Raw genomic sequence first — 12,162 nt, 5'->3', positions numbered from 1 at the left:
GGAACAACATCCATGAAGACCACCACATTCGCTCTCTCCGCCGTTTTCGCCGCCGCCGCGCTGGCCGCAGGTGCCGCCCAGGCGCAGGACAAGGTCAAGATCGGCTTCATCACCGACATGTCGAGCCTGTACGCCGACGTCGAAGGCAAGAACGGCGCGCTGGCCATCCAGATGGCCATCGACGACTTCGGCGGCAAGGTCAACGGCATGCCCATCGAGCTGCTGCAGGCCGACCACCAGAACAAGGCCGACATCGCCGCCTCCAAGGCGCGTGAGTGGATCGACACGCAGGGCCTGACCATGCTGTTCGGCGGCACCAGCTCGGGCACCGGCCTGGCCATGGCCAAGGTGGCGCAGGAGAAGAAGCGCGTGTTCATCGTGAACGGTGCGGGCAGCTCGGCGCTCACCAACGAACAGTGCTCGCCCTACACCGTGCACTACGCCTACGACACCGTGGCACTGGCCAAGGGCACCGGCAGCGCGGTCATCGCGCGCGGCGACAAGAGCTGGTTCTTCCTGACCGCCGACTACGCCTTCGGCCAGGCACTGGAAGCCGATGCCTCCAAGGTCGTGAAAGAGAAGGGCGGCACGGTGGTGGGCAGCGTGAAGCATCCGCTCAACACCTCCGACTTCTCGTCGTTCCTGCTGCAGGCGCAGAACTCCAAGGCGCAGGTGCTGGCGCTGGCCAACGCGGGCGGCGACACCATCAACGCCATCAAGGCGGCCAAGGAATTCGGCATCAGCAAGAGCATGAAGATGGTCGGCCTGCTGGTCTTCGTGACCGACGTGCACAGCCTGGGCCTGAAGAACACCGAAGGCCTGCTGCTCACCACCAGCTGGGACTGGAACCTGGACGACAAGACGCGCGCCTTCGGCAAGCGCTTCTTCGAGAAGACCAAGCGCATGCCCACCGACATCCAGGCCGCCGACTACTCGGCCACCATGACCTACCTGAAGGCCGTGCAGGCTTCCAAGACGGTCGATGCCGACAAGGTCATGGCCACGCTCAAGTCCACGCCGATCGACGACTTCTACGGCAAGGGCGTCATCCGCCCCGACGGCCGCTTCGTGCACGACATGTACCTGATGCAGGTCAAGTCGCCGGCCGAATCCAAGCAGCCGTGGGACTACTACAAGGTGGTCCAGAAGCTCAAGGGCGAAGAAGTCTTCACGACCAAGGCCGAAAGCCGCTGCGCCCTCTGGAAGTGACCTCCCGCGGGCGTCCTTGCGGCGCCCGGGTTCGTTGAAACGCTTATGAACATTTCCCTTCCCGCCTTGTTGAGCCAGCTCCTTCTGGGGCTGGTCAACGGCTCGTTCTACGCCATCCTGAGCCTCGGGCTGGCGGTGATCTTCGGTTTGCTCAACGTCATCAACTTCGCGCACGGCGCGCTGTTCATGCTCGGGGCCGTCCTGACCTGGATGGCCATGGAGTACCTGGGCGTCAACTACTGGGTGATGCTGATCGCCGCGCCGATCCTCATCGGCCTGTTCGGCGTGGTCATCGAACGGCTGCTGCTGCGCTGGATCTACAAGCTCGACCACCTCTACGGCCTGCTGCTCACGCTGGGCCTCACGTTGCTGATCGAAGGCGTGTTCCGCTCGGTCTACGGCGTGTCGGGGCTGCCCTACGACGCGCCCGATGCGTTGTCGAGCGCCACCGACCTGGGCTTCATGGTGCTGCCTAACTACCGTGCCTGGGTGGTCGTGGCCTCGCTGGTGATCTGCTTCGCGACCTGGTACGTGATCGAGAAGACCCGCCTGGGCGCCTACCTGCGCGCCGGCACCGAGAACCCGCGCCTCGTGGAAGCCTTCGGCGTCAACGTGCCGCTGATGATCACGCTGACCTACGCCTTCGGCTGTGCGCTCGCCGCCTTCGCCGGCGTGCTGGCGGCGCCGGTGATGCAGGTGTCGCCGCTGATGGGGCAGAACCTCATCATCGTGGTGTTCGCGGTGGTCGTGATCGGCGGCATGGGCTCCATCATGGGCGCCATCCTCACGGGCCTGGGCCTGGGCGTGATCGAAGGGCTCACCAAGGTTTTCTATCCAGAAGCATCGTCTACGGTTGTGTTCGTGATCATGGTCATCGTGCTGCTCATCCGCCCCGCCGGCCTGTTCGGCAAAGAGAAATAAGGCGAGCGGCATGAACATGAAAAAAATCTCCACCGTCGTCTACGCGCTGCTGCTGGTCGCCCTGGTGCTCGCGCCGTTCTTCGGCGCCTACCCGGTGTTCGTGATGAAGCTCATGTGCTTCGCGCTGTTCGCCGCGGCCTTCAACCTGCTGCTGGGCTACACCGGCCTGCTGTCCTTCGGCCACGCGGCCTTCCTGGGCGGCTCCGCGTACGTGGCGGGCCATGCGATCAAGGTCTGGGGCCTCACGCCCGAGCTGGGCCTGATCGCGGGCACGCTCACCGGCGCCTTGCTGGGCTGGCTGTTCGGCGTGCTGGCCATCCGCCGCCAGGGCATCTACTTCGCGATGATCACGCTGGCGCTCGCGCAGATGATGTTCTTCGTCGCGCTGCAGGCCAAGTTCACCGGCGGCGAAGACGGCCTGCAGGGCGTGCCGCGCGGCAAGCTCTTCGGCGTCATCGACCTGTCCAACGACCTCACCATGTACTACGTGGCGCTGGTGATCGTGGTCGCGGCCTTCCTGCTGATCGTGCGCACCATCCACTCGCCGTTCGGGCAGGTGCTCAAGGGCATCAAGGAAAACGAGCCGCGCGCGCTCTCGCTGGGCTACGACGTGAGCCGCTTCAAGCTGCTGGCCTTCGTGATCTCGGCCGCGCTGTCGGGCCTGGCCGGTTCGCTCAAGACGCTGGTGCTGGGCTTTGCCACGCTGTCCGACGTGCACTGGACCGCCTCGGGCCAGGTCATCCTGATGACGCTCGTGGGTGGCCTGGGCACGCTGTCGGGTCCGCTGGTGGGCTCGGCGGTGGTCGTGCTGCTCGAGAACAAGATCGGCGAACTGGGCAGCTTCCTGGCGCGTGTCACGACCATCGACTGGTTCAACACGCTGGGCGAATCGGTCACCATGGTCACGGGCCTGATCTTCGTGATCTGCGTGCTGGCCTTCCGCAAGGGCATCATGGGCGAGATCATCGCCTTCATCGAGCGTCGCCGCGCGAAGTAGCGATGCCGGTGGCGTGACGGCGGGGAGGTTACCCTCCCTGCGGCGCCACCGCTTGTGCCCCCTGTGGCCGGGGCGCAGAATTTGGCTCCCACTTCGAGGAGCCGGCCATGGCCCTTCCGTACTTTGTCCTCACACCCGATCGGCGCGAGACGCCGCTCAACGTGCTCGGCACGCAGGTGACGGTGCTGGCGTCGAACGCCGCGACGCAGAGCTACGGCGTCACCTTCCAGCGCGGCGACGAAGGCACGGGCCCGCCACCGCACAGCCACGACTGGGACGAGTCGTTCTACGTGCTCGGCGGCGAGGTCGAGTTCCTCTGCGACGGCCAGGCTCACTGGTGCCAGCCCGGCACGCTGGTGCACGTGCCGCGCGGCACGGTGCATGGCTTTCACTACGGCAAGGGCGGCGGGCAGATGCTCGAGATCACGGGGCAGGGCGCGATGGCCGCCCAGATGTTCACCGCCATCGACTGCGAGATTCCGGTCGGGCCGGCGCCCGACATTCCGAAGCTGCTGGCGGTGCTGGAGCGCAATGGCGTGACGGTCTCGGCTTGATTCGCGGCCGTCATCGGCATTGGCAAGTCTTCGGGCCTTGTGTGGAGCCGGTCGTTGCGTGCGATGGGGGGACCATCGTTCCGTCTTTCCAGCCGCGCGCGATGCATGTGGTGCGGCAGATTTCGCGGCCTGCGAGGCCCGTTGAATTGCCACCCCGACTGAAGCCGAACAGCACTCCCGCGAGGGCGATCGCCGCGAACACCGCGACCGCGACGAAGGCCGCGCGCAGTTTCTGAGGGCGTGTGGGGTTCGTGGGCGGTGGGCTGCGCGGCATGGCGTGAGGCCGACTCTATCCAAAACCACCGGTTCCCGTGGCGACGCCGCATGCCGCGCTCGGCACAATCATCCGCACCCGGCCGCACAGGCCCACACCGACAAGAAGATGGAGGAGACCCCCATGCGCAGACGGCCGCTTGCACTTTTCATGGCGCTCGCACTGACAGGGTGCATGACCCCGCCGCCGCTGCCGCCGAACGGCGGCCAGCTCGCGAAGGGCGCGAAGGTCGGCCTGCTGGTCCGCATCCCCACCGCCTCCGCGGAACACATGCACGTGGGCACGACCGTCTTCAACAACTTCTCGACCACGTACCCGTTCCCCTGGAACCCCACGGCCAAGGTCTACGAGGCCTTCACGTCGGAGCTCGAAAAGGCCGGCTTCCAGGTGGTGCGCCTCACGAGCTTTGCCACGACCTCCGTCAACGCGCTGGCCACCTTCAAGCACGATCAATGGATCGCGAATCCAGCGCAGGCGTGGGCGGCACGCAAGCTGAAAGACGAGCAGATCGCCGCGGTGGTCCTCGTCGAGGCGACGCGAACGCAGGCGCGCCTGGAGTGCACCGGGGGGCCCTGCGGCGAGAGCTTCATGCAGAACTCGGGCCTCTTCACGCGCGGCATGCTGGGGTCGACGCGGTACTTCGCGGTGCCCGCGATCGAGGCCAAGGTCTTCGTCATGGACCCGCCGCTGAACCTCGCGGCCTACGAGCCGATGCTCGCCCAGCAGCGGCAACGGGTGCGGCAGCTCAAGGATTTCCAGGAACCGCGCGACCTCAAGCGGTTGAGCACTGCCGAGTTCGCGCCCGTCGCGTCGGCGATCGACGACCACGTCCGCGCGCTGTCGCGCAACACGGCGCAGGCGCTGAGCCAGGGCGTGAAGTAGCCCCCGCTTCGGCTCACAGCCGCAGCGGCGCCGCGTAGCCCGTCATCTCGAGGTACCCGCGCCCCACGCGCCGGCCTTGCTGCGCATCGCGCAGTTCGCTCAAGCCTTCCCAGTACACGCCGCCCGTGGAGCCGCGGCTGTCCAGTTCCTGGTCGTCGAGCAGGGCCTGCACCTCGAAGCGGCCCGCGGGCGTGTCGATGCGCCAGTGCGTCGGGTAGCTCGCGCGCGTGCGCGGGCTGGTCCAGCTGCGCAGCGCGTCGAAGCGCACCTCGCCGGGCTGGAAGATGCGCGCCGCACCGCCGCGCGGGCGGAACGAGCCGCCCGACCACAGCGCGCTGCCATCGCGGCGGCGCAGGTGGAAGGCGGTGAGCGCGCTGCCGTCGTCGAGGTTTATGCCGATCCAGTCCCAGCCCACGGCCTCGGGGTGCATCAGCGCCTCGCTCCATTCGTGGTCGAGCCAGGCGGTGCCGGCGATCTCGAACGGCGCCTGGCCTTGCAGCGTGAGACGGCCTTGCGCCTGCAGCTGCGGCTCGCTGTAGTAGTAGCTCGCCTGCTCGGGCTCGGGGCCTTTGCGCGACAGGCCTTCGCGGCCCTGCAGCAGCACGGGTTGCGACGGCGCGAAGCGCAGGTCGAGCGTGAATTCGCCCGCGGGGATGCGCGCGGTGTAGGCGCCGCTGCCGGCGTCGCGCACCAGCGACCAGTCGCGCAGCCGCACCTCGGTGTCGGCCTCGCTGGCCGAGGCCACGTCGAAGCCCGCGCGTGCGATGCGCTGGTCGTGCCGCAGCACGCGGCCTTCGAGGTCGGTGACGGCGGCGTGTGCGAACACCAGCTGCTTGGCGGCGAAGGCCGAGCGCATGGCCTGCGTGGCGTCGACGCGCGAGCGGAAGAAGGTCACCTGGAAACCGAACGCGCGTCCCGTGGCGGTCTGGCCGTGGCCGGTGATGTACCACCACTCGGTGCGCAGCTCGGGGTGGCTGCCGAAGTCGCGCGGAAACTGCAGCGCCTTCGCGGGCAGGGCCCACGCGGCGTGCGGCGCGCCCGAGGCGGCCAGCGTGGCCAGCAGCAACAGCTGCCGCCGCGCGATGAGGCCACCGGGTGCGCGCTCGGCCATCGTCAACCCGCCACCAGCGCGTCGATGCGTTGCTGCGCCGGCGCGATGTCGCCGAAGGCGTTGCGCACCCAGTCGGCGTCGTGGTAGCTCGGCAGGTAGCGTTCGCCCGCGTCGCACAGCAGCGAAAGGATCGAGCCTTGCTGGCCGGCCGCGCGCATCTCGTGCGCCACGGCCAGCATGCCCACGAAGTTGGTGCCGGTCGACGGGCCGACCTTGCGCCCCAGCAGCGCCGACAGCGCATGCATGGCGGCCACCGAGTCGAGGTTGGGCACTTCGAGCATGCGGTCGACCAGCGTGCGCACGAAGCTGGGCTCCACGCGCGGGCGGCCGATGCCTTCGATGCGCGAGCCGGGTGCCGTGAGCGTGGCGTCGCCGCTGCGGTGGTAGGCCGAGAACACCGAGCCTTCGGGGTCGGCCACGCACACCTGCGTGTCGTGGCAGCGAAAGCGCAGGTAGCGCCCGATGGTGGCGCTGGTGCCGCCGGTGCCGGCGCCCACCACGATCCACGCGGGCACCGGATGCCGCTCGCGCGCCATCTGCTGGAACATGCTCTCGGCGATGTTGTTGTTGCCGCGCCAGTCGGTCGCGCGCTCGGCGTAGGTGAACTGGTCCATGTAGTGGCCGCCGGTGCGCTCGGCCAGCGCGCGGGCCTCGTCGTACACCTGCGCGGCGTGGTCGACGAAGTGGCAGCTCGCGCCGTAGAAGGCGATCTGCGCCACCTTCTCGGGCGAGGTGCTGCGCGGCATCACGGCGATGAAGGGCAGGCCCAGCAGCCGCGCGAAGTAGGCCTCGCTCACGGCGGTGGAGCCGCTGGAGGCCTCGACGATGGTCGTGCCTTCGCGCACCCAGCCGTTGCACAGCGCGTACAGGAACAGCGAGCGCGCGAGCCGGTGCTTGAGGCTGCCGGTGGGGTGCGTCGATTCGTCCTTCAGGTACAGGTCGATGCCGTGCGCGGCCAGCGCGGGCAGCGGCAGCGGAATGAGGTGCGTGTCGGCGCTGCGCTGGTAGTCGGCTTCGATGCGGCGGATCGCGCCGGCGAGCCAGCTGTCGCAGGAGGAGGTTGAAGGGGTGGTGGGCTGCATAGCGCGCCAGTCTACAAGTCATGCCTTGTCACCCGTCGGGTGACAGAAATCGGGATACTGCCCGCTGCCAATCCACAACAAGACCGGAGACGAACTGCATGAAGAGAATGAACCATCGGCTTTCCCTGGGCGCCGTGTCGCTGGCGGTGCTCGCCCTCGCAGGGTGCGCGTCCAACGCCCCGGGCGTGAACACGCCCACGCGACCCTCGTCATCCTTCGCGGTGCCCGGCCTCGAGAAGCCCGCCGAAGTGCTGGTCGACCGCTGGGGCGTGCCGCACCTGTATGCGGGCACGCTCTACGACGCCTTCGTGGCGCAGGGCTTCATCGCCGCGCGCGACCGGCTCTGGCAGATGGACCTGTGGCGCAAGCGCGGCCTGGGCGAGATGGCGAAGGACTTCGGCCCCGCCTGGGTCGAGAGCGACCGCGCCGCGCGCGCCGTGCTCTACCGCGGCGACATGTACCGCGAATGGCTGGCCTACGGCTCCGACGCCAAGCGCGTGGCCGAGGCCTTCACGGCCGGCGTCAATGCCTACGTGGCGCAGGTGCGCGCGCAGCCCGCGCTGCTGCCGACCGAGTTCGCGCTGCTGGGCTACCAGCCGGCCACGTGGTCGCCCGAGGACGTGGTGCGCATCCGGCATCACGGGCTCACGCTCAACTTCAGCTCGGAGGTCGACCGCGCACGCGCCTTCTGCGCCGGCGCGCCGGGCGTCAAGGCCGACTGGCTGCGCCGCGAACTCGATCCGCCGGTCACGCCCAAGGTGCCCGAGGGCTTCGATCCCTGCAGCCTTCCGGCGGCGGAACTGCGCGCGGCCTACCTGCGGGCGACCGATGCGCCGCGCTTCACCAAGGAGAACACGCGCGTGGGCATGAACGCGGGCGCGTCTTCCACGCCGGTCGCGCTGCTGCCCGGCAGCGCCGAGGCGATGGCCGCGAAGGCCGAGCAGGACGAGGCGGCGCAGGGCGATCCCACCGCCGCCTACGGCAGCAACAACTGGGTCATCGCGCCGAAGCTCACGTCCACGGGCCGGCCGATCCTGGCCAACGATCCGCACCGCGCGCACGGCGCGCCGAGCCTGCGCTACATGACGCACCTGAGCGCGCCCGGCATGGACGCCATCGGCGCGGGCGAGCCCTTCCTGCCGGGCCTGTCGATCGGCCACAACGGCACCATCGCCTTCGGCCTCACGCGCTTCTACATGGACCAGGAAGACCTGTACGTGTACGAGCTCAACCCGGCCAACCCCGAGGAGTACCGCTACCAGGGCCGCTGGGAGCCGATGACGCGCGTCACCGAGCGCATCGCGGTCAAGGGCGAGGCCGCGCCGCGCGAGGTGGTCAACACCTTCACGCGCCACGGCCCGGTGCTGGTCGCGGAGCCCGGCAAGCGTCGCGCCTTCGCCCTGCGCGCCGCCTGGCTGGAGCCCGGCATGGCGCCGTACTTCGGTTCGATGGACTACATGCGCGCGCGCAACTGGGACCAGTTCCGCGCGGCCATGAACCGCTGGGGCGCACCGGGCGAGAACCAGGTGTATGCCGACAGCAGCGGCAACGTCGGCTGGATTCCGGGCGGCCTCACGCCGATCCGCCCGAACTGGGACGGCCTCATGCCCGTGCCGGGCGACGGCCGCTATGAATGGTCGGGCTTTCGCAACGGCGACGAGCTGCCCTCGGAGTTCAACCCCGCGCGGGGCTACGTGGTCACGGCCAACGAGAACAACATCCCGCCCGACCACCCCGCCGCGAAGAAGGGCGTGGGCTACGAGTGGAGCGATGCGGCGCGCGCGCTGCGCCTCAAGGAACTGTTCGCGGCCAAGGTGGCGGCGGGGTCGCGCTTCACCATCGAGGACTCGGAGCGCATGCAGAACGACATCGTCGCGACGCCGGCGCAGCGCGTGCTGAAGCTGCTGGCCGGCCAGCGCAGCGACGACGCCCAGACCGCGGCGGCGCTGCGCCTGTTGCAGGGCTGGGACGGCGCCATGGACCGCGACAGCGCGGCCGCCGCGTTGTACGAGGTGTGGAGCAGCAAGTTCCTGCGCCAGGCCGTGCTCAAGGCCGGGGCGGGCGATGCCGGTGCCGCGCTGGCCGCGCCCGGCGACAACACGCGCATGGTGCTGCTGCTGGAGAGCCCGTCCGGCTGGGTCAGCAACGCGCAGCGCGATGCCTTGCTGCTGACGACCTTGCCCGCCGCCATGCAGGAGCTGTCCGCCAAGCTCGGGCCCGATCCGGCGGCGTGGAAGTGGGGCGCCTTGCACCGCGCCGAGTTCCGGCATCCGCTGGGCGGCGTGGTCGATGCGGCCACGCGAAAGAAGCTCGAGGTGGGCGACTGGCCGATGTCCGGCTCGTCGTTCACGCCGATGGCTGCCACCTACCGCGCGAACGACTACAAGCTGACCTCGGGCGCGTCGTTTCGCATGGTGCTCGACGTGGGCAACTGGGACGCCTCGCGCGTCATCAACACGCCGGGCCAGTCGGGCAACCCCGACAGCCCGAACTACCGCGACCTCGCGCCGCTGTGGCTCGAAGGCAAGTACGTGCCGCTGGTCTACAGCCGTGGCGCGGTCGAGAGGGAAACGGTGGAACGGATCCAGCTGACGCCGGGGCGCTAGCAGGACCGGTCACGCAAGAGGGCGCTGCCCGCGCCCCGCGGCGGCGCGCCCGGCCATGCGGTCGTCACGCGGTCGTCATTCGCCGATGTGATGCTTGCAGGAGTTGAAATACTGCCCACAAGCTTGCTGACACGATCCACTTCTTCCTTGTTGACTTCAGCGCATGGTGGTCGTGGGCGAGTGGTTGGACGGGGCTTGGGTCGGGGCAGGGACGACAGGCTCGTGCGAGCCTTCGTCTCCGGCCTCACGTGCACCGTGGTGTGCGTCTGCATCGCTTGGGGATCGACAGCGAAGGCCGTGGCCGCGGGCACCGACGTGCAGTCGGCAGATGCCGCCACCCGCGCGTCGTCCGAATCGCAGATGCTGGACTTCGATCTGCCGGCGCAGCCCTTGGCGGCTGCCCTGGCGCAATACGCCGCGGTGTCGGGGCGATCGGTGATGTTCATCGACGAGTGGGTGGCCGGGCGGACGTCCGCCCCGGTGCGCGGGCGCCATACGCCGCATGCCGCCTTGCGGGCCTTGCTGGCCGGCACGGGGTTCACCGCGGACGACGTGGACACGCAGCTTTCCGGCGCCTTCATCCTGAAGCGCGTCGCCGCGGCGCCCGGGCTGGCATCGACCGCCGCTTCGCCACGCGGGTACGACGCTCTGGTCCAGGCCCGTGTCTGGGACGCGCTGTGCGCCGATCTTCGTACGGCCCCCGGTCACTACCGCGCGATCCTGCAACTGCAGGTGACCGCGTCGGGCCGCATCAGCCAGGCCCGCCTGGTGTCGTCTTCGGGAGACCCCGGGCGGGACGCCGCCATGCTTGCGGCATTGGCTCCTCTGAAGATGGACCATCCCCCGCCGGCGGACCTGGCGCTGCCGCTCACGCTGGCCATCCTCCCGCACGACGTGTTGCCCGGACCCCGCTGTGCCACGGTGCACTGACGCATGACGGAGAACGTCATCCCGCTGCTGCGCAGCTTCCTGGTGCAACGCTACGAGCAGCTCAGGCAGCGCCTGGCCGTGCGGCTGGGGAATCGCGAACTGGCGGAAGACGCCCTGCACGAAACCTGGCTGAAGCTGGAGCGCAGCCAGCCCATGGCGGGCCCCATTGCCACGCCCCAGGCGTACCTGCTGCGCATGGCGGTCAACCTGGCGATCGACGTCCGGCGCGCACAGAGCCAGGTCTTGCTGTCCGACGACATCGACATGCTGATGAATGAGCTGCCGGACCCGGCGCCCGGCCCCGCCGAGGTCGCCGAAGCCCGTTCGCAGCTGGAGGCGCTGGACGGCCTGCTGTCGCGCCTGCCGCCGCGCCGCCGCGAGATCCTGCTGCTGGTTCGACTGGAGGGCTGGTCCCAGCGGGACGTGGCCACGCGGCTTGGCATTCCTGTGCGGACCGTCGAGTACGAACTGAAGGCCGCACAGGATCTTCTGTTCTCGCGGCTGGAGCCGCGCTCTGGCAGGTCTTCATGACGGCACGAAGAAATAGTTTGCGGATTGCGGTGTCGGCAACCGTCTATCAAGTACGGGGCCCCTGAAACCGACATGACGACGCACCCTTCACCACCGACGCTTCCCGAGACGCTGCGCGAAGACGCGCGCGCGTGGGTGCGCAAGCTGCATTCGGGCGCCGCCACACAGTGGGAGGCGCAGGCGTTCCGGCGCTGGCGCGACGCGAGTCCCTTGCATCAGGCGGCGTTCATCGAGGCCCGGCAGCAGTGGCGCGTGCTTCAGCCCGCGCTGAACAGGCTGGTGCGCACCGACGCCGAAGCGGCGAGCCTTCACCGCGAGACCCTGCGCAAGCCCGCGGCGAGCCGTCGGGCCTTCCTGGGCGTGGCGGGCGCAGCCGCCGCGGCGGGTGTCGCGGGGGTGGCGGTCTATTCGCCCTTGGGGTTGTGGCCCGCGGCCAATGAGTGGCGTGCGGACTGGCGCACGGCCGCCGGCGAGCAGCGTGCGATCGCGTGGTCCGACCAGATCGACGTGACCTTGAACACCCGCACCAGCATCCGCCGGGTGGCTTCGGACGACCAGGCCGAGGGGCTGGAGTTGCTGAACGGCGAAGCGGCGATCGAGATGCTGCCCCGTGCGCGCACCTTCAGCGTCGTGGCCGGCGCCGGCCGCAGCATTGGCGAATCGGCGCGCTTCGAGATCAGCCGCCTGGAAGGGCGGGTGTGCGTGACTTGCCTGGCGGGGCGCGTGCGCATCGAGCATCCGGCCGGCGACCGTGTGCTGCTGGCACGCCAGCAAGCGGTCTACCGCGATCACTCGATCAGCGGCATCGCCGCCGCAGACCCCGAGGTGGCTTCTGCCTGGCGGCGCGGTGAGCTCGTGTTCAAGCAGGCGCCCTTGTCGGCGGTGCTGGACGAGATCAATCGCTACCGCCCCGGGCGTGTGGTGCTGATGGTGGATGCGCTGCGGGGGAAAACGGTCACCGCGACCTTCAAGCTCGACCGCCTCGATCTGGCCTTGCTCCAGATGCAGCGCTCCTTCGGTTTGAACGCCCGGTCGCTCCCCGCCGGCGTGCTGGTCCTGAGCTAG

Annotated in this window: 11 protein-coding genes; 9 read left to right on the top strand and 2 right to left on the bottom strand. The window is 69.2% G+C overall.

Annotation, left to right across the window (positions count from 1 at the left end):
• Positions 1-12: 12 nt before the first annotated feature.
• The 5 genes from AC3WQM_RS25775 (at position 13) to AC3WQM_RS25755 (ending at position 4,837) form a co-directional block, all read left to right on the top strand.
• Entirely contained in the window at positions 13-1,209 is a 1,197-nt protein-coding gene (locus AC3WQM_RS25775; protein ID WP_489058731.1) for an ABC transporter substrate-binding protein, read from the top strand.
• A gap of 45 nt (positions 1,210-1,254) precedes the next feature.
• Positions 1,255-2,130, top strand: a complete 876-nt coding sequence (locus AC3WQM_RS25770; RefSeq protein WP_101489724.1) for a branched-chain amino acid ABC transporter permease — start codon at positions 1,255-1,257, stop codon at positions 2,128-2,130.
• A gap of 10 nt (positions 2,131-2,140) precedes the next feature.
• Complete coding sequence (locus AC3WQM_RS25765) at positions 2,141-3,127, top strand: branched-chain amino acid ABC transporter permease (RefSeq protein ID WP_492682715.1); 987 nt, start codon at positions 2,141-2,143, stop codon at positions 3,125-3,127.
• A gap of 107 nt (positions 3,128-3,234) precedes the next feature.
• Positions 3,235-3,681 carry a cupin domain-containing protein gene (locus AC3WQM_RS25760; protein WP_492682713.1) on the top strand — a complete coding sequence of 149 codons (447 nt, stop codon included), beginning with the start codon at positions 3,235-3,237 and terminating at the stop codon, positions 3,679-3,681.
• A 397-nt stretch (positions 3,682-4,078) separates the two neighbouring features.
• Complete coding sequence (locus tag AC3WQM_RS25755; protein WP_492682711.1) at positions 4,079-4,837, top strand: hypothetical protein; 759 nt, start codon at positions 4,079-4,081, stop codon at positions 4,835-4,837.
• Between the two features lie 13 nt (positions 4,838-4,850).
• On the opposite strand, the gene AC3WQM_RS25750 is transcribed toward AC3WQM_RS25755, so the two are convergent.
• Entirely contained in the window at positions 4,851-5,948 is a 1,098-nt protein-coding gene (locus tag AC3WQM_RS25750; RefSeq protein WP_492682709.1) for a lipocalin-like domain-containing protein, read from the bottom strand.
• A gap of 2 nt (positions 5,949-5,950) precedes the next feature.
• Complete coding sequence (locus AC3WQM_RS25745) at positions 5,951-7,030, bottom strand: PLP-dependent cysteine synthase family protein (RefSeq protein ID WP_070063094.1); 1,080 nt, start codon at positions 7,028-7,030, stop codon at positions 5,951-5,953.
• Between the two features lie 98 nt (positions 7,031-7,128).
• Here AC3WQM_RS25745 and AC3WQM_RS25740 point away from each other — a divergent pair, with 98 nt between their 5' ends.
• From AC3WQM_RS25740 to AC3WQM_RS25725, 4 genes are all read left to right on the top strand, one after another.
• Positions 7,129-9,636, top strand: a complete 2,508-nt coding sequence (locus tag AC3WQM_RS25740; RefSeq protein ID WP_492682707.1) for a penicillin acylase family protein — start codon at positions 7,129-7,131, stop codon at positions 9,634-9,636.
• A gap of 222 nt (positions 9,637-9,858) precedes the next feature.
• Positions 9,859-10,566 carry an STN domain-containing protein gene (locus AC3WQM_RS25735; protein WP_492682705.1) on the top strand — a complete coding sequence of 236 codons (708 nt, stop codon included), beginning with the start codon at positions 9,859-9,861 and terminating at the stop codon, positions 10,564-10,566.
• Positions 10,567-10,569: 3 nt separating this feature from the next.
• Positions 10,570-11,097, top strand: a complete 528-nt coding sequence (locus AC3WQM_RS25730; protein WP_307635466.1) for an RNA polymerase sigma factor — start codon at positions 10,570-10,572, stop codon at positions 11,095-11,097.
• 72 nt (positions 11,098-11,169) lie between these two features.
• Positions 11,170-12,162 carry a FecR family protein gene (locus tag AC3WQM_RS25725; RefSeq protein WP_492682703.1) on the top strand — a complete coding sequence of 331 codons (993 nt, stop codon included), beginning with the start codon at positions 11,170-11,172 and terminating at the stop codon, positions 12,160-12,162.

The organism is Variovorax sp. FW301-JW7, from assembly GCF_058788795.1.
This window is presented reverse-complemented; position numbering and strand designations above follow the sequence as displayed.

Excerpts from the sequence above, each read along its gene's own strand:
- AC3WQM_RS25775 (WP_489058731.1), top strand. The coding sequence starts at position 13 with ATGAAGACCACCACATTCGCTCTCTCCGCCGTTTTCGCCGCCGCCGCG.
- AC3WQM_RS25750 (WP_492682709.1), bottom strand. The coding sequence starts at position 5,948 with ATGGCCGAGCGCGCACCCGGTGGCCTCATCGCGCGGCGGCAGCTGTTG.
- AC3WQM_RS25730 (WP_307635466.1), top strand. The coding sequence starts at position 10,570 with ATGACGGAGAACGTCATCCCGCTGCTGCGCAGCTTCCTGGTGCAACGC.
- AC3WQM_RS25760 (WP_492682713.1), top strand. The coding sequence starts at position 3,235 with ATGGCCCTTCCGTACTTTGTCCTCACACCCGATCGGCGCGAGACGCCG.
- AC3WQM_RS25755 (WP_492682711.1), top strand. The coding sequence starts at position 4,079 with ATGCGCAGACGGCCGCTTGCACTTTTCATGGCGCTCGCACTGACAGGG.
- AC3WQM_RS25725 (WP_492682703.1), top strand. The coding sequence starts at position 11,170 with ATGACGACGCACCCTTCACCACCGACGCTTCCCGAGACGCTGCGCGAA.
- AC3WQM_RS25745 (WP_070063094.1), bottom strand. The coding sequence starts at position 7,030 with ATGCAGCCCACCACCCCTTCAACCTCCTCCTGCGACAGCTGGCTCGCC.
- AC3WQM_RS25770 (WP_101489724.1), top strand. The coding sequence starts at position 1,255 with ATGAACATTTCCCTTCCCGCCTTGTTGAGCCAGCTCCTTCTGGGGCTG.
- AC3WQM_RS25740 (WP_492682707.1), top strand. The coding sequence starts at position 7,129 with ATGAAGAGAATGAACCATCGGCTTTCCCTGGGCGCCGTGTCGCTGGCG.
- AC3WQM_RS25765 (WP_492682715.1), top strand. The coding sequence starts at position 2,141 with ATGAACATGAAAAAAATCTCCACCGTCGTCTACGCGCTGCTGCTGGTC.